Origin of the sequence: Lapidilactobacillus mulanensis (assembly GCF_003946215.1) — a bacterium.
GTDB lineage: Bacteria > Bacillota > Bacilli > Lactobacillales > Lactobacillaceae > Lapidilactobacillus > Lapidilactobacillus mulanensis.
Genome location: NZ_RHOW01000003.1, coordinates 20,948 through 44,083 on the forward strand (window position 1 = coordinate 20,948; position 23,136 = coordinate 44,083).

17 protein-coding genes are annotated in these 23,136 nt (G+C 41.8%); all 17 read right to left on the reverse strand.

The genetic code is table 11. The features are described 5' to 3' along the window. Nucleotides 1–197: 197 nt before the first annotated feature. Complete coding sequence (gene cas9 / locus EKM67_RS01265) at nucleotides 198–4,277, reverse strand: type II CRISPR RNA-guided endonuclease Cas9 (RefSeq protein WP_191986397.1); 4,080 nt, start codon at nucleotides 4,275–4,277, stop codon at nucleotides 198–200. Between the two features lie 258 nt (nucleotides 4,278–4,535). Then, nucleotides 4,536–4,892 carry a hypothetical protein gene (locus tag EKM67_RS01270; RefSeq protein WP_125576481.1) on the reverse strand — a complete coding sequence of 119 codons (357 nt, stop codon included), beginning with the start codon at nucleotides 4,890–4,892 and terminating at the stop codon, nucleotides 4,536–4,538. After that, on the reverse strand, nucleotides 4,892–6,181 hold the full coding sequence (locus EKM67_RS01275; protein ID WP_225417267.1) for a Y-family DNA polymerase: 1,290 nt from the start codon (nucleotides 6,179–6,181) through the stop codon (nucleotides 4,892–4,894). Before EKM67_RS01275 ends, EKM67_RS01270 begins: the two co-directional genes overlap by 1 nt. Beyond that, entirely contained in the window at nucleotides 6,178–6,558 is a 381-nt protein-coding gene (locus tag EKM67_RS01280) for a DNA-directed RNA polymerase subunit beta (RefSeq protein ID WP_125576483.1), read from the reverse strand. Before EKM67_RS01280 ends, EKM67_RS01275 begins: the two co-directional genes overlap by 4 nt. 258 nt (nucleotides 6,559–6,816) lie before the next feature. After that, nucleotides 6,817–7,164 (reverse strand): 30S ribosome-binding factor RbfA, encoded by a 348-nt coding sequence (gene rbfA / locus EKM67_RS01285; RefSeq protein ID WP_125576485.1) that lies wholly within the window; start codon nucleotides 7,162–7,164, stop codon nucleotides 6,817–6,819. 18 nt (nucleotides 7,165–7,182) lie between these two features. Beyond that, complete coding sequence (gene infB, locus EKM67_RS01290; RefSeq protein ID WP_125576487.1) at nucleotides 7,183–10,116, reverse strand: translation initiation factor IF-2; 2,934 nt, start codon at nucleotides 10,114–10,116, stop codon at nucleotides 7,183–7,185. A 20-nt stretch (nucleotides 10,117–10,136) separates the two neighbouring features. Next, a complete protein-coding gene (locus EKM67_RS01295) occupies nucleotides 10,137–10,457 on the reverse strand; it encodes a YlxQ-related RNA-binding protein (RefSeq protein WP_125576489.1) in 321 nt (106 codons plus the stop codon). After that, on the reverse strand, nucleotides 10,454–10,753 hold the full coding sequence (gene rnpM / locus EKM67_RS01300; protein WP_125576491.1) for an RNase P modulator RnpM: 300 nt from the start codon (nucleotides 10,751–10,753) through the stop codon (nucleotides 10,454–10,456). The genes EKM67_RS01295 and rnpM overlap by 4 nt, the downstream gene beginning before the upstream one ends. A 24-nt stretch (nucleotides 10,754–10,777) precedes the next feature. After that, nucleotides 10,778–11,926 (reverse strand): transcription termination factor NusA, encoded by a 1,149-nt coding sequence (nusA, locus tag EKM67_RS01305; RefSeq protein WP_125576493.1) that lies wholly within the window; start codon nucleotides 11,924–11,926, stop codon nucleotides 10,778–10,780. 22 nt (nucleotides 11,927–11,948) lie between these two features. After that, nucleotides 11,949–12,422, reverse strand: coding sequence for a ribosome maturation factor RimP (gene rimP / locus EKM67_RS01310; protein WP_125576495.1), 474 nt, complete (start codon nucleotides 12,420–12,422; stop codon nucleotides 11,949–11,951). Between the two features lie 196 nt (nucleotides 12,423–12,618). After that, entirely contained in the window at nucleotides 12,619–16,926 is a 4,308-nt protein-coding gene (locus tag EKM67_RS01315; protein WP_125576616.1) for a PolC-type DNA polymerase III, read from the reverse strand. 147 nt (nucleotides 16,927–17,073) lie between these two features. Then, nucleotides 17,074–18,795, reverse strand: coding sequence for a proline--tRNA ligase (locus EKM67_RS01320; protein WP_125576497.1), 1,722 nt, complete (start codon nucleotides 18,793–18,795; stop codon nucleotides 17,074–17,076). A gap of 25 nt (nucleotides 18,796–18,820) precedes the next feature. Beyond that, nucleotides 18,821–20,089, reverse strand: a complete 1,269-nt coding sequence (rseP, locus tag EKM67_RS01325) for an RIP metalloprotease RseP (protein WP_125576499.1) — start codon at nucleotides 20,087–20,089, stop codon at nucleotides 18,821–18,823. Between the two features lie 66 nt (nucleotides 20,090–20,155). Then, complete coding sequence (locus EKM67_RS01330) at nucleotides 20,156–20,950, reverse strand: phosphatidate cytidylyltransferase (protein WP_125576501.1); 795 nt, start codon at nucleotides 20,948–20,950, stop codon at nucleotides 20,156–20,158. A gap of 25 nt (nucleotides 20,951–20,975) precedes the next feature. Then, the gene (locus EKM67_RS01335; RefSeq protein WP_125576618.1) at nucleotides 20,976–21,656 is read right to left on the reverse strand and encodes an isoprenyl transferase; all 681 of its coding nucleotides are present in this window, start codon (nucleotides 21,654–21,656) and stop codon (nucleotides 20,976–20,978) included. A gap of 102 nt (nucleotides 21,657–21,758) precedes the next feature. Further along, nucleotides 21,759–22,319 carry a ribosome recycling factor gene (frr, locus tag EKM67_RS01340; RefSeq protein ID WP_125576503.1) on the reverse strand — a complete coding sequence of 187 codons (561 nt, stop codon included), beginning with the start codon at nucleotides 22,317–22,319 and terminating at the stop codon, nucleotides 21,759–21,761. Then, the gene (gene pyrH, locus EKM67_RS01345; protein WP_125576505.1) at nucleotides 22,309–23,046 is read right to left on the reverse strand and encodes a UMP kinase; all 738 of its coding nucleotides are present in this window, start codon (nucleotides 23,044–23,046) and stop codon (nucleotides 22,309–22,311) included. The genes frr and pyrH overlap by 11 nt, the downstream gene beginning before the upstream one ends. Nucleotides 23,047–23,136 lie beyond the last annotated feature (90 nt).

Consider the following 23,136-nt stretch of genomic DNA (forward strand, 5'->3'; position numbering starts at 1 on the left):
TGGTAAAATGAACTTGTTAAGTTCGACACACTTAATATGTTTTAACCTTATTGATTTGATACTCTGAGTTAAAATCAAACAAAGCTTCGGCTGAGTTTCTTCCTTGAGTTTTCTCATGGGTCTGCTATCAGGCCATACATATGTAGTAAAAGAGCCATTGGTGCTTTTGACCAATAGCTCTTTTTTTGACTTAATTTCTAACGATCAAGATCACTGAGTTTTACACGACGTTCGAATAAACCGGTTGGAGATTGGTAAATTAGAACGGCGTTTGGAGAGATACCGCGGTTTTGAACCTGTATTTTACCGAGTGGTGTTCCCATGTCAATATTTTTTAAATCACTAACTGCTGCATTAGCGTGCAATCCTTGAAGAATGCGTTGAATAATTGTTATTTTTCCTAACTGTGTCACTTTATTATTATTCCAAATATCGTTATTCGGAAATTGTATAAACTTTTCGCGACCACTTATAAATTTAGTTCTAAATTGCTTAATATCATAAAGTGGAAAATACTTCTGAACCTGAAGCAAAATATCGTCATACACTTGAATAAGTTGTTGACCGCGTTCAGTTTCATCCTGTGCTGCAACATCTTTACTCTTAGCGTTGATAATTTTAACATCAGTCACATTTAAAATTAACTGCTGTGCATTATAACGATAAGTGTCACTTCCCAATGTAAAGAGACAACCATCATCAATAATTAACTGTCTAAACAATACTTTCGGAACAATTACTTCCACTTGTGTCTTATCATCAAATTCATCTCGAACAATATCATTCAACATCTGAACTTTATGTTTCTTGTCATCTGCGAACGAGTCTATTTTTGTTGCAGCAGAAATTGGAATCCCTACCGTAAGATACTTAACTGTCTTTTCCTTAGTCGTTTTCACAATCGCCATGTACGCTAATTTTCGACTAGAATAGCCACCATAAACATCCGTCGGCATATTATTCTTGATTGGAATCAACTTTCTCTTATCATTGTCCTTGCGACCATAAACAGTCATGTTATATAACGCCCCATGATTCTCGTGGACTTCATGAGTAACTAGAATTTTCTTGTAGCCATATATGCCATTAATGTATTCTCTGGTAGTTTGCCGTTTTTTTAGAATTTCCCCAGTTTCTCGGTCGACCATAATTTCATCCAAGTTCAAATCATACAAGAAATTAAAATTTCTGAATTTAGCATTTTTGTCAGTAAACTTTTTAAAATTACCATAGACAAAATAGGATTCTAATTTTGGATAGCGGCGCAACAGATAATTACCTACAAAGACGGTTAAATAAGCGTCAAAAGCATGATGATAATCATTCACATCACGATTTTTGACCCAATCAAAGGTTTCACGTAATTGATGAGTCAGATTTGCTTTAACAGAAATAATTTTAGTCTCATCACCGAACTGATCAGCTAGAATACCAACAGCCAATTTAATAACCTGTCGTGTTTCAACCAATTGACGATTAATAAATCCCTGTGCTTTAAAGGCATCAATACTATCTGGATCTGTTTTAAGATTTGCTAATTTGCGCTTAGAAATCAGCCCTTTATCGGCCATTTTCTCCCAAATTGGCATCATTCTAGCGCCAAATAAATCACGAGGAACTGCGTCAGATTTTTCACGATTAATCTTCTGACTAACCAGAACTCTATTATCTAGCGAATCATCTTTAATAAATGCTTGTGGCAAAATATGATCAATATCATAACTTGAAAGTTTATCAATATCAATGGCTTCATTCGTATACATGTCACGACCACCCTGACTGAAATACAGGAATAATCGATCACTGTTGAATTTCTTACCGTCTGATATTTGACTTAATTCTTCACGTACACTTGGACTTATCAGAATTTCATTAGCAACCTTCTGATAAAGATTTTCAATTTGGCGTTGACGACTAACTGTTCGACGCGGATTTTTATCTTCGCCTCTGGCAAATTCAACATTAATGGTTGTTGGTGCCTGACCGTGCATGGCTCTCTTAATATCGACCACAACCAACAAAATTTGACGAATAGCTTTCTTGTTTTGTGGCGATGTATATAGCTCGTCGATTACTTTTTGCGAGTCTTTTTCTTTCAGTACATTCTGATTTTCTTTTGCAATTAGTTCAGCAAAATCTGGCTCTGCCTGAATCTGCATGAAGTTTTGCTCAGTTGACCAAAGCAGATCCATCATGTTTTGGTTGTTTTGATTACGTAAACCGGTCAATAATTTTCTTGAGAGGCGTCCCCAACCCGTATAACGCTTGTTAGCAATTGCTACGCGTTGTTGTGGCGTGAGCCAAGTAATCTCTTCCAACTTAGTTTCGTAAATTTGTTTGTCTTCAAAGATTGTCGACCACTCGATCATTTGCTCGATATCTGCTTGCTTATCATTATCATCAGCTAAATCACCCAAGATCTTTTTAAAGTCGATATAGCTTCCCAAGTTACTATTAAATTTATCTTCATCGGCAAAACCGGTAACTTTGAGATACCCTTTGAATTCGCCTTCCTCTAGTAAATAATTTTTAAACTTTTTAACAGATATCGATTTGGTTTTCATGAATAAATCTTGATAAATTTTTTCTTTTAATTCAAATTCAATTTTGTGTCCATTGATACGAATGTTATTAAGTTCGTTTAAAACGTTATAGCGTTGATAAATCAGGCTAGAGGCAGGAAGGACATCCTCACCAATTAAATAGGTATCCGTTGTCGTCATTCGCTTAATAAACTTATTAGCACTTTCAATCCGATCAACTTTCTCATCAAAATTCCAAGGCGTAATTGTCCCATCTTCACGCCGGATCATCCATGCAAAACCTGCACCAGAAGTTTTCTTCTGGTCTTTGGCAGTAATCATCGGGCCAACATAATATGGCACTCTGAACGAGACTAGTTCATCCAATTTATAATTTGCAACATGACGACGCTTTTCATTGGGATTTAATTCAGCCAGCCATGGATAATAAGCCTTTTGATTTTCTATGATCAAATCCAATTCTTTTTGATGAATCTGGTGTGGGATTGCCCCATTTTCTTTAGTTCTTTGCTTAGGCATAAAATGTCCAGTATCGATCAATTGCTTAATTCGTTGTGATTCAGCAGATTCATCCAATGACTTCTCAACAAGTTTATAGAAATCATCCTTCACAAATGCTTTACCATCTTTACCCTTACCAGTAATATAGTAATCATAAGCTAGTCTGAGTTCCTTACCTTTGTCCACAGTTGTTTGACGAGCTACTTGCTTCAACAACTGTAAATGTTCATGATGATCATCATATTTTTCAACCATAGCACCAGACAAGCTATTATTATTTCCAATGATCTCTTTCAAAGTGAGTGCGGAATAAATCTCCTCTAATATCGTCATGATATCCATTTGCACTTCTGTCAATGAGGTAGAAATCGCTACAAAATCAGTGTCAAACGTTTCTGAATCGAACGTCAGCTTCCAATCTTTCTTTGCTTCAGGGTCAACTTCTTCGCCTAAAATGACATTAATTTGTGCTTTATTACCAAGAATTAATTTTAGGATTTCTGCTGCAACACTTTTTTCTTGTTTCTCAATATCTTTATCTTCCGTCGTTAAATAGAAGCTCGACATCAATTCTTTTTGTCGATCAGATTTCGACTTGGCCTGATCAATTAATCCAGCCTCAATTTCTGCCGTACTACTCAGATCAATCGTAAATGGTTGATCAGGCTGTAATTCTTGAAAGTTTTGATTCAACTGTTCAAATTTATCACGTAATTCAAGCTGTTGAAATTTATACTTGCTTGTTAATGTATCGTCCAAGAAGTGCCCGCGATACTTAACAATATGATGAACGGCCAAGTAAATTTCGCGCAAATCAAATTGACGATGTTCAGTCATAAGTGCCTCACGCAAATGATAAATGGTCGGATATTGCTGATAGAAGTCCGCATCCGTTCGATCTGAAAAAAGTAAATCAGTAAAGTCTTTCTTCTGGTTAGGATCCTTCGCTGATAAACTTGAATATTTCTGTCGCATAAAAAATGACGGATCTTGTGGATAAATGTAAGGCTCAAAAATTTCTCTTAGCAACTTAAGTCGCCATCCGCGACGACTCAAACGTCGACGTGTAGTTCTAAAACTCCGACGTTCGCTCGCAGGCTGCCCCTCGTCAAAAAGGCGCACCCCGTAAATATTTTTTCCTTTTGCACGGATGAGTTTATTATTGTCATCCGTGGCTGCAAAACCTATACTCCCAGTCCCGATATCAAGACCTAAATGATAGTCTTTTGGCATCAAAAGACCTCCTCTACTTTATTCAAGCAATCACTAAATAAATCGCTTACACATATTCTATCAAACACTCATTTCAATGAACAGTCCAAAATTAAAAAATTAAAATTATTTTTTATGTAACAATAAGTAATTGAACGAAATTTACATACTAATGCTTGCATAAAAAAAGGCCTCAATTAAACGAGGTCTTGACATGATGATTAAGTTATAAACTCAACTACTGATCTCTGAAACACATGCCAACACCGATTTATAGCTTTAAATTCTTTTTTCCTTTTCTCGATACGCCACACTGCTCCCATGTCCGTGCACCGTATCCTGCAAAATGTCCGTACCCGGATGAACTAAATGTCGCGTATCGCGAAACTCGATGGATAAGTTCGAAGCAGCCTTAAAGTCAGCAAGAACTTGTTGATACAATTTCTCATCGTGATTGGGAAAATTAACCAGCTCGTAGCTACGTACTAACTTGGTATGTACTTTTTTGGTGTATATAAAAAAAGAGTAGCAGTCTTCGAAATGATTGTTCACGACGACTATCCAGTATTGGTAGTTATATGCGCGTGTAAAGCGTTTCTGATAATTGGCGAGTAATTCCCTTGATTCTGCAATCATTATCCGTGATGACCTCCTACAAGCCCTGAGCGACTAATTGCGGTCGCCCCTTCAGTTTTCGAATAAGCATGGATCAACGACTTGTAACCAAAGCGGTCGCGAATGTGATCGATCGTCTGATCCAACTGTCGTTTAGCTTCAAACTTTTCGTTGCTTTCAAATAAATTCATTTGTAAAGTATTCATTTTACTAATTCGGTTCACCCGCACACCCAGATTACGCAGGGTATTTCCCTGCCATTTCTTCTCGAAAAGATAACGGACAGCCTGTGTCAGTTGATCCGTTCGATCGGTAGGATCAATATGAGTCTGCGCACTAAAACCGTCCTTGCCTTGGTCATCTGGCTGGGCGAATCCAACAGAAATACCAACCACTTCACCTTGAACGTGATGTTCACGCAAGCGGGTTCCCACTTGATCCGCAATTTCACTCAAAACCGTTTCGATCTCCGTTAAATTATTATAATCTCGCATCAAAATCTGACTATTTCCATAGCCTTTATTTTCTTCACACGGGACATAACGGCGCTTCAAATCTGAGTAGTCGATCCCCCACGCATTAAAATATAACGCATCGCCCAAGACACCAAACTTTTGATGTAATTTCTTTCGATCGAAATGGGCCAGCTCGTTGATACTGTTGATCCCCAGTGCATTCAATTTCTTGGCTGTCCGTTCGCCGATCGACCAGAAATCGGTTAGACTGCCAATTTCCCAAATTGTTTCTGGCACGTGTTCATACGTCCAGTAAGCCCGCCATGGCTCTTCATATTTAGCTTCATTGTCTAAGGCCAGCTTAGCCAACAACGGATTCTGACCAATACCAACAGTGGTAATAATTCCCGTCTGATCAAAAACTTCCTGCTGAATTTTAGCGGCAATTTCTTCGTTGGTACCGAAAAGTGCATGAGAGTGCGTGACATCGATAAAGGATTCGTCGACCGAATAAGGATACCAATGTTGATCATCCGTATAAGCGCGATAAATTTGATTGATTTGATAGTTGCGCTTGATATAATCGGCCATGCGCGGCTCGACCATTTCAATATCCATCTCGTCCTTGATTTCATAACGGCGTGTTCCTAATTTCACGCCATATTTCTTCTTCGTTTTCGGACTCGCCGCTAAAATCAAACCGCCGTTCGATTCTTCATTGCTCATCACCGCAATTTTGGCAGCCAGGGGAAATTCACCTCGACGGATGGCTTCCGTTGAAGCATAAAAAGACTTGCAGTCGATACACATGATATCGTGAACTGGCAACTTGCTCAGATCATCGAGTGGTGTCATTGTAACCACCATTTCTCCGCATCGATAATTTCCACATGGCGAATTTCAGCAACTTCAATTTCTTGGGCATGATTATCTTTTCCTTGCACATAAATTAAACCGCACTCGTTTCCAACTAAAGCACCTTCTATGTTTGGTTCGAATCGCTGATCGAATTCAATATTTTTTTGGACAGAAATAATCTCGGATTTTTTCCAAGCTTGCTGCAAAACTCGATCAATTTCAATTGAAGTCATTTCAGTCTTAGGCAATGTTGGTGCCTCTCGCTTCGCTTCTGCTTCCATGTAAGCAGAATGGTCGCTTAAGATCCACCCCATCCACTTCATCATGCCGCGATCATCATATAGCCACTGATCGCGTGGTACATTTCGCTCCATTAGATCCACCTCGCACTTCATCTCATATGAACATTATACGAACATATGTTTGCAAAAACAAGGAAAATAAAATATTTAATTTCATCGATCGCGAAATCAGCTACAAAAGGCACCGCATCTTCCCACTCGCAGAACTAATGCCACAAACCCAATGAGCCGTTGATTCCAGTCATTCGCAATCAAATCTAACAAGCTACAAAAAAGAATCATCATTCATAAGCAACTTGCTTACAAATGATGATTCTTTTTTTGGTCTACTTAATCTTGCGCGTTCATTTTCCGAATTAATTCGTCAATGTGCTCGCCATAACGAACGGAGTCGTCTTGTAAAAATTCCAATGCTGGAATTTTATAAATTTTGATCCGAGCGGCTAATTCCTTACGGATCAACCCACTCGCTTTATCTAAGCCGGCTTGCGCCTTCTCAACGTCGTGAGCCTTATTAGATAAAATGCTGAAGAAAATTTTTGCATGTTGCAAATCACCAGACATATCCACTCCGGTAATCGTCACGCCCTCTACACGAGGATCGCGCACTCTTTTCAAGAGGATATCGTTGACTTCACGTTGAACTTCCTGCTCAACACGTCCTATACGATGCTTCATCGCTCAATACCTCCAATTCTATTGAACCGGAACTTCTTGCATGACATAAGCTTCGATTTCATCGTCAACCTTAATGTCATTATAGTTCTCGATCATTAATCCACATTCAAAACCGGCACGAACTTCTTTAACGTCATCTTTAAAGCGTTTCAGTGAAGAAAGCTTACCGTCATAAATGACGATGCCTTGGCGAATCAAGCGAACGCCAGAATCACGTTGGATCGATCCGGTATTAACAAGACAGCCGGCAATCGTACCTAACTTCGTAACCTTGTAAAGTTCACGAACAGTTAAATCGCCGATAACTTTTTCTTCATAAGTTGGTTCCAACATACCCTTCATTGCAGATTCGATCTCATCAATGGCACGATAAATGACATTGTGCAAACGAATATCGACATCGTCGGAATCGGCTTGTGACTTAGCTTGAGGCGTTGGTCGTACGTTAAATCCGATGATGATGGCGTTACTTGCAGAAGCCAACGTGACATCACTTTCATTGATCGCACCAACGGCCTGGTGAATAATATTCACGCGGACGCCTTCAACTTCGATCTTTTGCAAGCTCCCAGCCAATGCTTCGGCAGAACCTTGAACGTCGGCCTTGATAATGACGTCGACTTCCTTGAGCTCGCCCTCTTTCATTGTTTCGAAGAGGTTATCCAAAGTGACACGATGTGACTTGTTGCGTTCGATCAATTGCGCACGTTTAGCACGTTCTTCACCGGCAGCACGAGCCGTTTTTTCATCTTCGAAAGCCGCAAAGTGATCGGCTGAATCAGGCACATCATTCAAACCAGTAATTTCGACTGGCTCGGATGGAAAGGCCTCTTTCACACGTCGACCACGATCATTGGTCATCACACGGACACGTCCGAATGTGTTACCAACAACGATTGGATCACCGGTACGTAAAGTCCCTTGTTGAACAAGTAATGAGGCCACTGGTCCCTTACCCTTATCCAAACGTGCTTCCAGAACGGTACCAACACCTTTTTGATCAGGGTTAGCCTTAAGTTCCAAAACGTCGGCTTCGAGTAAAATCATTTCCAATAATTCGTCGATGTTCGTTCCCATTTTTGCAGAAATTTCTACGAAAATGGTATCGCCACCCCATGATTCAGGAATCAAACCGTATTCGGTCAGTTGTTCCATGACATGGTTAGGATTAGCACCTGGCTTATCGATCTTGTTGACTGCAACAATAATTGGCGCGTTGGCAGCCTTAGCATGATTGATAGCTTCAATTGTCTGTGGCATGACACCATCATCGGCGGCAACAACCAAGACAATAATATCAGTAACGTCAGCACCACGCGCACGCATATTCGTGAATGCCGCATGTCCTGGCGTATCTAAGAAGGTGATCACGCGGTCATTGAGCTTAACTTGGTAAGCCCCAATATGCTGCGTAATCCCACCGGCTTCACCAGCAGTAACGTGCGTGTGACGAAGACGATCAAGTAAAGTAGTCTTACCATGATCGACATGTCCCATGATCGTGACAACTGGCGGACGTGAAGCTAAAGTATCTTTGTTAGCATTCTCGTCGTTGAAAATTGTATCAATATCTGACACGTCTTCTTCGACTTTTTGTTGTGATTCAATACCATAATCAGTCGCGATCAATTCGATCGTGTCATTATCTAACGACTGGTTCTGGTTGACCATCACGCCTAACATGAATAACTTCTTAACGATCTCGGCTGGTTCACGGTGCAATAATTTACCAAGATCTTGTGCATTCATGCCTTCTGAATAAACGAGAAGTTCTGGCAATGGCCGATCTTTACGTTTAGGCATTTCTTTCTTGATCTGGTGACGTTGTTGGCCTTTTTGCTTACGTCGACTATTATTCTTCTTATAAGCACCAGCACGGTAAGGTGTTGCATCTGGGCCAAAATTGCGTTTACGATGTTCGTCTTTATGAGACTCAGTCGTCTTCTTGGTCGTATCTTGTGGTCTTGTTGTAGGTGTTGACTTAGGCATATTAACACGAGAAGTCGGTGTGTTCACACGTGAATCTGCTGGTTTATGCTGTGGTGCGCGAGTTGAAGATGTTGGCTTCGTTGAAGATGCCTCGACCTTCTTCTCAACAGGTTTCTGTTCTTGACGACGTTTCTCTTGGCGGCGTTTGCGGTCATGATCACGTTGTTGTTGAATATCGACTTGTGTTTGAGCAGCTTGTTCTTTATATTGTTCCAGGTGACGCAATCCAGCGTTGCCAGAGCGTGGTGCTGGTGCTGATGGACGCTGATTGTTGTTGCGGAAATTATTATTACGCTGTCCTTGTGACTGGCTCGAATTTCCACGTTGTCCTTGTGTTGGACGTGCTTGTGAAGATGGTTGATTGCCACCTTGTCGCTGTCCGCGTGGTGCTTGGTTGCTATTATTGTTGCTGTTATTGCTATGATTATTATTACTACTGTTACTATGAGTATTATTCGTGTGATTAGGACGATTATTTCCATTGTTGTTAGCAGAACTATGTTGCGCACGTTGCTGACCTTCGTGAGTTGGTCGTGGACTATGCGTATTCGTTGTCGACGATTCTGCGGGACGGTTACGTCTGATCGCAGTCACTTTGATCTTCGTCTTGCCACCCTGTTGCTGATTCCCTGTGTTTTCTGCTGGTTTTTTAGCAGTCGTTTCAGTTGCGGGTTTGGCCGTCTGACTAGGCTGTTTCGTTGGTGCTGGCTTATTAGCAACAGGTTTTGCTGCAGATTGGTTTGATTCTGGTTTTTGATTAGTCGTCGTTTTCTGCTCAACTTCTTTTTTCGTAGTTTTTGGTGCACCTTGCTTAAATGATTGACTTAAATGACTAACTTGCGCATCGTCAAGTGTCGACATATGGTTTTTAACATCGTAGCCGGCCTCATTAGCCTTAGTAATCAGGTCTTTGCTAGCGACATTTAATTCTTTTGCTAATTCATAAACACGCTTTTTTCCCATATTTCACACTCCTTAATTGTTTAATTCATTAAACTCACCATACCTTTGGCAAAACCGGGGTCGTTAACGCCAATGACCTTGCGCGGTTGTCCAATTGCCTGAGTTAATTGCTGGGTGTTGAAAATTTCAATCACGGGAATATGATTAAAATTCGACTTATCTCTGATCCGCTTCGTCGTGTTGACGCCAGTGTCACTAGCAAGAAAAACAACACTGACTTGATGCGAGCTAATGGCTTTGAGAACTAACTCTTCACCAGTTGTTAATCTCCTTGCTCGTTGCGCTAACCCCAACAGCTGTAAAATCTTTTGCGGATCTTTCTTTTGTTGTTGTGACTTCATTTCTGTTGACCAAACAATTCTTGCCGAGCCTTTTGGTGATCCACATAAGCGAACAGATCATCATAAAACTCCGGCGCAATTTTTTGATTGAAAACTTTGTCTAAAACTTTTTTGGGTTTGGCTGCTTTAACTGCTTCTGGATCTAAAGAAACATAAGCACCACGACCAGATTTCTTACCCGTCGGATCGATGCTGATAGTACCTTCTTGATCACGAACGATACGCACTAATTCTTTCTTAGGTAACATTGCCTCAGTCAGAACGTCGCGACGCATGGGAACTTTTCTCTTTTTCATTACTATCACCCACCATTTTACAGACTATTCTTCAGAATCAGTAGGTTGCGCTTCAGTCGATTCTGGTGCTTCATCAGGCGTTGTATCCGTGCTTTCATCTGGCGCATCCGTATCAACATCGCTACCCTCATCATCAACAAATTCAACTTCTGATTCAGGTTTGATATCGATTTTGAATCCAGTTAACTTAGCTGCTAAACGTGCATTCTGTCCGCGTTTACCGATTGCCAATGACAATTGGTAATCAGGCACAACGACCATACATTCACGTTGCGCTTCGTCAAATTGAACGGCGATCACTTGCGCAGGATTCAATGCATTGGCAATGTAGTCAGATGGATCTTCTTCCCACTTAACGATGTCCATGTTCTCACCATTTAATTCATTCACAATGGCTTGTACACGTTGACCTTTAGGACCGACACAAGTGCCGACAGGATCGACATTAGGATTCGTCGAACGAACCGCAACCTTAGAACGATCACCAGCTTCACGGGCAATCGATACGATCTCAACAGTGCCATCATAAACTTCAGGAATTTCCTGTTCGAATAAACGTTTGACTAACTCAGGATTCGTTCTTGAAACGTAGACTTGTGGTCCCTTAGTCGTGTTTTCAACTTTGCTCACGAAAACCTTGATACGATCATGCGTTTGATATTCTTCATTAGGAATCTGATCTTGTTTACTCATGACGGCTTCAATATCACCGAGGTCAACATAGATGAACTTGTTATCACGGCGCAAAACCGTCCCCTGGATAATTTCGTGCTCGTACTGTGTGTACTCGTTAAAAATCTGTGAACGTTCTGCTTCGCGAAGTCGTTGCATGATGACTTGCTTAGCCGTCTGAGCAGAAATGCGACCAAAGTTACTTGGTGTCACTTCAACTTTGAATTCGTCATCAATTTCATAAGCCCGATTCTTTTCTAAAGCATCTTTAAGGCTAATTTCTAAACGTGAATCCGCAACTTCTTCGACCACTTTTTTGACAGCATAGACATGAATGTTGCCAGAATTTTGGTCGAATTCAACATCAACGTTTTGTGCTTGGTTGTAATTACGTTTGTACGCAGAAACCAATGCCGCTTGGATGGCGTCGATAACGACTTCTTTCTTGATGCCCTTTTCCTTTTCTAGCGCATCAAGTGCTCCTAATAATTCTTCATTCATAATACGTGTTCCCTTCTCAATCCTAGAATTCGATGGCTAATCTTGCTTTAGCAATATTGTCACGCGGAATTGTAATTTCTTTAGGACGACCTTTTTCTTTATAAGCCAGCGTCACTTCAGTTGCAGTAACTTGCCGTAAAAAACCTTCGTAAGCTTTTTTCTTATTAATGGCTGCATACAATGAAAAATGAACGTACTCATCGATTGCAGTTTGATAATCGGTTTCGTTCTTTAATGGTCGTTCTGCTCCGGGTGACGATACTTCTAAGAAGTAAGCCTGAGGAATTGGGTCAGGATCAGCCTGATCTAGTTGCTCGCTTAATAAATCGCTGACTAACGCACACTCTTCGATATTGATCCCACCTGGCTTATCGATATAAACGCGTAAATACCAGCTAGAACCTTCTTTAACATATTCCAAATCGACTAGTTGAAAATGGTTAGAATTGAGAATCGGCATAACCAACGATCGAACGGTTTCTATGACTGAACTCAAAACCAAACCTCCCTTCAGTAAATCGGCCAATAAAAAGAGTGAGCATTTCTGCTCACTCGAACCAATTCTTGAGACTATTATAGCACGTTTAGAGTGTGGAAAGCAACGGGTTGAAATTAGTGACTAAGCTACCAATGCAACAATATACCTACCAACTGAAATCGTCCGGCTAATGTTTTCCACCGACGTCTATATTTTAGAACAACGACAACTGATTTTCATCAGGAAGATCATCCAACACCCCATTAACCGTCATATAATCAATGATCGTTTTTGAAACCTTTCCCCGTGTGGCAAGATCTTCTTTCGATAAGAAGGGTTTCTCAGCACGGGCAGCCACGATCTGTTTAGCAACGTTGGCGCCTAACCCCGGCACCGCGTTGAATGGCGCCAAAATCGTGTGGTCGTCTAAAATCTGGAAGTCATCAGAATCTGACTTTTCAATATCGACCATCTTGATTTCGATACCACGCTCTAAACATTCGTTGGCCAATTCCATCACGGTCAGTAAGTTGGCTTGTTTAACCGCGCGTCCCTTACCTTTTTCATTAATTTCTTCGGTCAAGGCCTGCATTCTTGCCTTAACAGCTTCTTTACCATGCGCCATGGCAACTAAATCGAAATCGTCGGCGCGCACACTGAAGTAAGCTGTGTAATAAATAATTGGAAAATAAACTTTGAAGTATGCGATTCGTAACGCCATCAAAATGTAAGCCGTCGCATGCGCCTTAGGGAACATATACTTAATTTTCAAACAAGAATCAATATACCAGTCAGGAACATTCTCATTACTGCGCAAAACTTCTTGCCACTCATCTTTGATGCCCTTGCCTTTACGCACGCTCTCCATGACTTGGAAACTCATTTGCGAATCGACGCCCCAGTGAATTAAATCCATCATGATATTATCACGACAACCAATAACGTCTTTCAGCGTAACCACGCCCTGATTGATCAATTCTTCGGCGTTGCCCAACCAAACATCTGTCCCGTGAGATAATCCAGAAATCTGCAGGAGTTCGGCAAATGTGCTCGGATGTGTTTCCTCCAACATGCCTCGCACAAAGGAAGTCCCAAATTCCGGTACACCCAAAGTTCCCATTTTAGAATGGATCTGTTCTGGGGTGACCCCTAAGGCATCCGTGCCAGAAAACAGCGACATGACGCCAGGATCATCCGTGGGGATCGTCACCGGATCAATACCAGAAAGGTCTTGAAGCATTCGGATCATGGTCGGATCATCATGACCTAAGATATCGAGCTTCAAAATATTATCGTGGATCGAATGGAAATCAAAATGAGTCGTTTTCCAAGCAGAATCGGTTTTATCGGCAGGATATTGGATCGGGGTGAAATCGTAAATATCCATATTGTCAGGGACAACAATAATACCAGCCGGATGTTGACCGGTGGTTCGCTTGACCCCCGTCGCACCAGAAGCAAGGCGGTCAACTTCCGCCCCACGCAAATGTTTATCATTAACTTCTTCGTAATGCATCACGTAACCATAAGCAGTTCGATCCGCAACAGTACCGATCGTCCCGGCACGAAAAACATTTTTCTCGCCAAATAATACCTTCGTATAATTATGACCGATCGGCTGATAATCACCCGAGAAGTTCAAATCAATATCGGGGACTTTATCGCCTTTGAAACCCAAGAAAGTTTCGAAAGGAATATCATGGCCATCTTTGATCAGCGGTTGTCCACAATTTGGACAATTTTTATCCGGTAAATCAAAACCTGAACCATATTCACCCTTCGTAAAGAATTCACTATATTTACAATTTGAACAGCGATAATGTGGCGGTAGCGGATTGACTTCGGTGATCCCAGTCATCGTGGCAACGAAACTCGACCCAACAGAACCACGAGAACCAACCAAATAACCATCTTTATTACTCTTGAAAACTAACTTTTGGGCAATTAAGTAAATGACGGAGAAACCATTACCGATAATCGACTTCAATTCTTTTTGCAACCGTTCATCAACCAGCTTAGGCAATGGATTGCCATACCAAGAATAGGCCTTGTTCATGGCCAACGACCGAATTTCGTCTTCGGCGCCAGGCATTTCCGGCGTATACAGCTTGTCTTTGACAGGCGTAATGCCATCGTCGATCGAATCGGCAATTTGATTCGTATTCGTGATGACGATTTCTTTGGCAACGTCTTCGCCTAAGAAGGCAAAATCGTCTAGCATCTCACCAGTCGAACGGAAATGAGCATCCGGTAAAACTTGGCGGCTAAGTGGATTACCCTTATCCGCACGAATCAGGATCTCTCGATAAATCGAATCATGCGGATCTAAATAATGAACGTCACCAGTCGCAACCACCGGCTTATGCAGATCCTGCCCCAGTTTAATGATATTCTTGATAATATCTTCCAAGGCGGCATCATTATTGACCAATTCGCGTTGAATCAGTGGCTGATAAATCGCCTTAGGCATCACTTCCAAGTAATCGTAATACTGTGCCTTCTGGCGAGCTTCTTCATAACCCTTCTGCATCATCGCGGTGAAAACTTCACCAGACGAACAGGCCGATCCCACTAAAATGCCTTCTCGATATTGATTGAGTAAGGATCTAGGCACCCGCGCAACACGATAAAAATAATCCACCATGGAACCAGAGATGACTTTGAATAAATTTTTTAATCCAGCTTGAGTTTGTGCCAACAAGATTGCGTGATGTGGACGTGCTAAACGATACGCATTCCCGCCACCAATATGGTCATTTAATTGGGAAATGTTATCTGACCCAAATTTTTCACTAAATTCATTCAATAACGCATAATATAACAGACCAGTTGCTTCGGCGTCCGCATCGGCTCTATGGTGATGTTCTAGCGAGATATTATAACGCTTGGCTAATGAGTCTAACTTATGATTAGAATTCTCAGGATGAAGCAAACGAGACATTTCTAGGGTATCAATGACTGGACTGTGTACTGCCGGATGATCAAGCCGATGCAAAGCGGCATTCAAGAATCCAATATCAAAAGTGACGTTGTGTCCAACAATAGCGGCATCACCGGTAAAATCCATAAATTTATTGATAATTTCAGCTTCGGTGCCGCCCGACTGGACCATTTCATCGGTGATGTTAGTCAAATTAATTGTCGTTGCAGACAACGGATGGCCTGGATCGATGAACTCATCAAACCTTGCCTCCACTTGGCCGTCTTTCATCTTAACTGCACCCAGTTCGATGATCGTATCATAAACGGCAGACAAACCCGTGGTCTCCACGTCAAAAATCACGTACTCAGCCGTATCCGCAACTTCATCGCGCAAATTATAGGCGACTTGATTACCATCGTCGACTAAATTAATTTCGACACCGTAAATCAGCTTTAAGCCAAACTTCTGGCTAGCTGAATGCGCATCTGGAAATGACTGCGCACCAACATGATCCGTCAATGCCAATGCCGTTTCGCCCCATGCTTTGGCGCGTTTGGCAAAATCGCCGATCGAATTAGTCGCGTCCATTTGACTCATATTCGTATGCAAATGTAATTCGACACGTTTTTGTTCCCCACGATAGGAATCTTGTGGTTCAGGATGCTTGAATTCAACGATTTCGTTGGCATTTAACACCAGCTCATGAGTGAAGCTGTCATTTTGCACACTGCCCTGAGCATATACCCACATGCCTTTATGGAATTGTTCGAACAGTGGTGTGTCTTCCCCATTCTTTCGTGAGAAACGTTTGATGATAATTGATGAGGTGTAATCGGTAATTTTTAACGTCAGTAAAGAACGTCCAGAGTTGAACGTCTTGACCTCGGTGTCAAACACATATCCCTGTACATAAACGCTGCGCTCTTCTTGTTCGATTTGATCTAAAGTAATCAAATCTGTTTTTGCCTTCAGCTGACCACCGATCGAAATTGGCCCGTCAGGAATTGTGGTGTCCTGTTGTTGCTGCTGTTTTTCGGCTTGCTTCTTAGCCGCAACTGCCGCAAATTCTTGGTCTCGTTTGGCTTGCTGCGATTTAAGATCTTTGATTTTTTCTTGTGTTTTAGATTCATCCACATTGATCCGAAACATTAACTTCGGGAAACCAACACGCGCATAGGCTTCTTCGATCGGTCCCATGGCTTGTTTGACCATAAAGCTCTTGATGATCTCGTTGTCGACGTTCAGAAATGTCATGCCATCGGTGAATTCAGGCATTTGATTGGCACAAACTTCGGTGATCATCGGTGACTTGATTCCCGTTTGTGTCACCACAAATCGCCAATAATCTTGCAAGTCCTTTTCAGTAAACGTGGGATCGGACGTCGTCAATTCCAGATCCACTTGCGCAATACCCTCGAATGCATGATCAAGCTTTTGTATAAAAGCTTGATAGATTGCAAACGGCAAAAGTTTGGCAGTCTGAATTTTAAACGTCCAACGCTTCGACACTTCATGTACCACTAGTTGAGTTAACTGCGCGTTTTCAAAATTTGTCATCGAATCTTCCGGCCATTGGATCTGCGCCAATAACTTGGTCATTAAGTTTTCTTCTGCCAAAATATCTCTCCTATTACTCGTTCCACCGCAATATCAATAAAGACGATAATTTGAAAATCCGAATGAGCTCTACTAGCTTCATTCGGATTTTTTAAAGCTTGCTTATAAAATTGTGTGAGTTAAAAACGATCAGTTGGTAACTGTTTTTGAAAGCAAGATTTGGATGACATTAAGTAACTCTTCTTTCTTGACTTCCAAATTCTCACCCGTTGCACGCAATTGAACTTCGACAATATCGTCGGCTGCTTTTTTACCAATTGTAACACGAACAGGTAAGCCAATTAAATCGGAATCGGCAAACTTAACACCTGCACGTTCATTGCGATCATCAACCAGATAAGTCAGTTGACTTTCAGCAACGATGGCTTCGATTTCAGCAGTGAGACGCGCCTGATCCGCATTTTTCAAATTGATCGGCACAATATGCACATCAAATGGTGCAATTGTCGTTGGCCAAATAATCCCATTGTCATCAGAATGTTGTTCAACAATAGCAGACAACAATCGAGACACGCCGATACCATAGCTACCCATGATCAAAGGTTGTTCGCGACCATTTTCATCCAAGAAGTTTGCACCGAAATCTTTCGAATAACGTGTGCCAAGCTTGAAAATATGGCCGATTTCGATTCCACGCGTAAATTGAAGCGTGCTCTTGCCATCGGGTGCTAAATCGCCAGCACGCGCGACGCGAAAATCGCTGATATCTTCAGGCGCAACTTTAAAGTCACGTTCTGGATTAACGTTTAAGTAATGGAACCCTTCTTCATTGGCACCGGTGACAGCGTTGATCAATTTCATTACCGTTTCATCCGCCAAGATCCGTACAGACTCAGGTGCACCAACTGGACCAATCGAACCAACAGGCGCGTCGAATAATTCTTGAACTTGTGCATCAGTTGCTAACGATAAAAAGTCGGCATGCAAGAAGTTAGTCAACTTCACATCATTGACTTCATAATCACCACGGACAAGAACTAAGACAGGTTGTTCGTCGGCAATAAACAAAATACTCTTGATCAGTTTTTGTGGTTCAACTTTTAAAAACTTCGTGACTGATTCGATCGAACCAACATCGGGTGTGGCAATTTTTTTCAATTCAGACATTTGTTCTTGAATTTGGATATAATTGTCCACATTTTTGGCCATTTCCAAATTAGCCGCATAATCATTATTATCTGTGTAAGCAATCGTATCTTCACCAATATCGGCAATGGCAGAGAATTCACGGGAATCTTTACCACCCATGGCACCAGCATCGCCCACAATTGTCCGATAATTCAAATTCAAACGATCAAAAATATGGTGGTAGGCCGTTTCCATATCATGGAAAATATCCTCCAGCTGTGCTTCATTAGCTGTAAAAGAATAGCCATCTTTCATGATAAACTCGCGGCCACGTAACAACCCATAACGGGGACGATCTTCATCGCGGAATTTGGTTTTGATTTGATATAAGATCACGGGTAATTTTTTATACGACTTTAATTCATGACGCACCAAATCCGTGATCGTCTCTTCGTGCGTTGGTCCGAGAACAAAGTCACGATCATGACGATCCTTAAACTTAAATAAGTTCTCACCATAAGTCGGATAGCGACCACTTTCACGCCATAAATCAGCTGGAATAATTTCTGGCATCGATAATTCGACTGCCCCAATTTCATCCATTTCCTGGCGCATGATTGCTTCGATTTTTTGTAGGACGCGTACTGCTAATGGTAAATAAGTATAGACCCCAGCGGACGTTTGGCGAATATAACCGGCGCGCAACATTAATTGATGACTACGCGCGTCAGCATCTGCCGGTGTTTCTTTTAACGTGGGGATAAACATGCGAGACTGTTTCATTTATAACTCCTCCAAAGACACGATCTTATTTAATAAAGTAGCGAGCGATGTCGTTCCAAGTTACCGCAATAAATAGTAGCAAAATTAACCCGGCACCGATCAAAGTGACGATACCTTCTTTTTCAGCTGGTAATGGTTTACGACGAATGATTTCAAGTAGATTCAATAAAATTTTCCCGCCATCGAGTCCAGGAATCGGCACTAAGTTGACCAAACCAAGATTGATCGACAGCATCGCCAAGAACCAAACTGTATTGGTGAACCCAGCGTTGACCACTTGTGATGTGCTCGTAAAAATACCTACTGGTCCAGAAAGCTTGTTCAAACTGAATCCGCCAGTGAAAAAGGAACCGAGTACGGTCAAAATTTGTTTGCCGGTGTTCCATGTTGTTGTGAAGCCATATTTAACTTTGCCACCAACACTGCGGTCGACATGATTGACGATCCCGATTTGACCATATTTTTTACCAGACTGTGTCACGGAATCTGGCGTTAATTTGATCTTCAGATTTTTATCAGCGCGTTTAACTGTCAACGTCACTTCCTGATCGGGCTTCTTCTGGATCTGAGTGACTAAACTCGTCCAATCCTTTGTGGTCACCGAATCGACTTTGGTGATCTGATCGTTGGCGTTGAGCCCCGCCTGTTGTGCGACGGAATTGTCAGTGACACTACCAACGATATTTTGAGTCGAGATCACACCGCCTTGTAGAAAAGCGACCACAATAAAACCAACGATCGCCAGCAAGAAATTGTTGAATGGACCGGCAAAATTAGTCAAGATCCGTTTACCGATCGAAACAGACTGAAACTGCACATCACGCGGTGCAATTTGAACTTCTGTGCCGTCAGACTCGATGATCAAGGCATCATGATCGACTTGATAAGTTCTAGGTTGATCTACGTCCGCGTTTTCATTACCTTTGATCGTCAACGTGTCCACTAAATCAGCGGCTGAGATCTGAATTGGAATTCCTGACAGCGTCGCATTTTGCTCACTGATATCGATTTTGGTAACGACGCCAGCATCATTAAGTTGTAGCGTGCCCATGGTCCCCGGTTCGATCGTCGAATCATCATCGCCGGCACCGGCCATTCGCACATAACCACCGATCGGCAGCCAACGAATCGTAAACGTTGTATGATTTTTGCGCCAGCTGACCAGTTTAGGACCGAAGCCAATCGCAAATTCGCGGACAAGAATACCAGACTTCCGAGCGGCAATGAAATGTCCATACTCATGAAAGACCACCAGAATACTAAAAATGATGAGAAAAGAAATGACTGTTTTCAAATGGTTACTCCTATCAGCTTCAAAAAAGTCGCTTAGAATTCAGTGCACATTCAACAAACTTATCGCTTAAATTAAAGCAAACCAATGTAGCATTGGTAGCACAAACAGTAAACTATCGAACCGATCTAGAATACCACCATGTCCTGGTAAAATTTTCCCAGAATCTTTAACGCCGTAATAACGTTTATAGGCAGACTCAACTAAATCGCCTAACTGACCAAAAATTGAGAAAATCAAAGTTGCCAAAATCATCCAAACGGTATGCGTATAACCAACCGGGAAGAAGTAAAGATAAATTGCAGCACCAACTAATGCACATAATGTTCCGGCAATACTACCTTCCCAAGTTTTATTAGGACTGATTGCAGGCCACAATTTATGTTTGCCGATTTTACGTCCGAATGAATAGGCACCAATATCTGTTGCCCAAATCACGACGAGAATATAGCCAAGTAATTCGAGCCCGTTTTGCGCGCCTCGCACCGCAACTAATGAATGAAAGCCATTGCCAATATAGACCATCGCCAAAGTGTTGATACCAATATCATCAATGTTGGTCTTATTCTTCGTCGTCACTGTGACGAGTAGCAGCAAGGCCACCGTGATCGCAAAAATGTCGAATCGAGATAAATATGACGGTAAATTAGCGAAAAAACCATCCGGCAAGACTAACGTCGTGATCCCTAAACAGGAAATAACAAAGTCTGGTGAAACGATAATTCGTTTGCGCATCATAAACATTTCGGACAAGCCAACGATTGCCAAGCAAATTGCGGCGACATCGATCCAGTAGCCACCCAATAAAATAATTGGAATAAATATTATCAAGGCAACAACTGCCGTGATCACACGTTGTTTCATATTAAATCCTCAGCTTCCTAAATCCTTATTTTAAACCACCGTAACGACGCACACGATGATTGTACGAATCAATGGCAGCATTTAACTCGACTTCAGAGAAATCGGGCCAATGCACATCGGTAAAGAAAAACTCACTGTACGCAATTTGCCACAGCAAAAAATTCGACAAACGCAACTCCCCGCTCGTCCGAATCAACAAGTCAGGATCCGCGAGTTCCCCTAGCGAGGCCGTCATCAGATGCGATTGTACAACCTGATCATCGATCTCATTTGGCTTGATTTTACCCACAGCCACTTCTTGGGCAATTGCTTGCACACCTGCAGTAATCTCAGCACGACCACCATAATTCAAGGCAAAGTTTAAGATCATACCAGTATTATTCGCGGTCTCTGCCATCGCCTGCTTGGTGACCGCCAACGTTTTTTCAGGAAGTTGATCTAAGAAACCCATCACGTTAACTTTCACATTCTGAACCATTAATTCGGGTATAAAAGTATTAAAAAAGTCGATCGGCAGTTGCATTAGATAATTAACTTCTTCAGTCGGCCGCCGCCAATTCTCGGTGGAAAAAGCATACAGCGTCAACACTTTAACGCCTAGATTGCTGGCAACTTTCGTGATGGTCTTGACATTATCCATGCCTGCCTTATGACCGAAGGCACGAGGACGATGATGAGCCTTCGCCCAGCGCCCATTGCCATCCATAATAATCGCAATATGCTGGGGAATTTTACGTTCTGGATCCGCCACTAAAAAAACTTCCTTCTCAATTAATTGTTAAAATCATCAATTTAATAATAGAAAGCATTACCCTTCAGTAATTTCGACTTCTTTAAGTTTCGCAATTTCTTCGACGTCTTTGATTGCTTGGTCAGTTACTTTTTGTAATTCATTTTCCAAATCATGCATTTCGTCTTCTGAAATATCTGCATTCTTCTGTTGCTTGCGAATGGCTTCCAAGGCGTCACGCCGAACATTACGGACTGCAATTTTAGCACTTTCCGCATCTTTACCGACTTCTTTAGCCAATTCTTGACGACGTTCCCCCGTTAATTGTGGGATCACCAAACGGATGATGTCACCATCATTCGCTGGGTTTAAGCCAAGATCAGATGCTAAGATGGCCTTTTCGATATCGCCGAGGGCACCCTTATCGTAAGGTTTGATCATCAAGACCCGTGGTTCGGGCACATTGATAGCCGCCAATTGATTTAATGGTGTTGGCGCGCCGTAATAGCTCACCGTAATGCGATTCAACAGACTTGCATTGGCACGACCTGCACGAATATTTGAAAGATCACGTTTCAGTGAGTCTTCAGACTTGACCATGTTTTCTTTTGCTTTATTAATAATTTCGTTATTTGACATGCTTTTTACCTCCACTTATTGTTGTTCCAATTTTTTCGCCCATGACCACCCGTTCGATATTGCCTTCTTCTTGCATGTTAAAAACAACGAAGGGAATATCATTATCCATCGACAGACTGCTAGCCGTTGAATCCATCACTTTCAAACCTTTATTAATAATATCTAACTGCGTTAATTCATCGAATTTTTGCGCATTGGGATTTTTATTAGGATCGGCATTATAAACACCATCCACATTATTCTTCGCCATCAAGATCACATCTGCATCAATTTCGGCCGCACGCAACGCCGCAGCAGAATCGGTTGAGAAGTATGGATTACCAGTACCACCAGCAAAAATCACGACGCGCCCTTTTTCTAGATGGTGAATGGCCCGACGACGAATATAGGGTTCGGCAACTTGCCGCATTTCAATTGAGGTCTGAACACGAACTTCGACGCCTAAATGTTCAAGACCATCTTGTAAAGCAAGACCATTCATGATTGTCGCCAACATACCCATGGAATCAGCTTGTGCGCGATCCATGCCTAATTGTTCGCCGGTCTCGCCTCGCCAAATGTTTCCACCACCAACAACGATGCCGATCTCAACTCCTAAATCGTGAACTTGCTTGATCTGTTCAGAAATTTCCTTGATCACTGGCGGATGAATGCCAAACGCAGTCTCTCCAGCTAAAGCCTCTCCACTAAGTTTAAGTACGACACGATGATATTTGATTTTTGACATAATCGTTCCTCCGTTATTTGCTAAGTACTATTCTACCATAGGTTTGATTTTCAGTGCATAAAAAAAAGGTCATTGCTGACCCTTTCTTAA